Raw genomic sequence first — 254 nt, 5'->3', positions numbered from 1 at the left:
CGGGTCAGTTCGACGCTGCTGTCGGTCAGGTTGCGGCTGTTGTCCATGATGGTCGCGACCTGCTCGGTGCCGTTTTGCAGGCCAACGATCAGTTCTTCGATTTCTTCGGTGGACTTCTGGGTGCGCTGGGCGAGGCTGCGAACCTCGTCGGCGACCACGGCAAAGCCTCGTCCGGCCTCGCCAGCACGGGCTGCTTCGATGGCTGCGTTGAGGGCCAGCAGGTTGGTTTGCTGGGCCACGGACTTGATCACGTC

At 63.4% G+C, this 254-nt stretch carries 1 protein-coding gene; it reads right to left on the bottom strand.

Annotated elements, in window-relative coordinates; all coding sequences use genetic code 11:
* On the bottom strand, nucleotides 1–254 hold a 254-nt coding region (locus OC610_RS29320; RefSeq protein WP_264433365.1), incomplete at both ends, for a methyl-accepting chemotaxis protein.

Source organism: Pseudomonas agronomica (assembly GCF_025917275.1).
Taxonomy (GTDB): domain Bacteria; phylum Pseudomonadota; class Gammaproteobacteria; order Pseudomonadales; family Pseudomonadaceae; genus Aquipseudomonas; species Aquipseudomonas agronomica.
The sequence above is the reverse complement of the archived record's forward strand: the minus strand, read 5'-3'. Positions and strand labels throughout refer to the sequence as shown.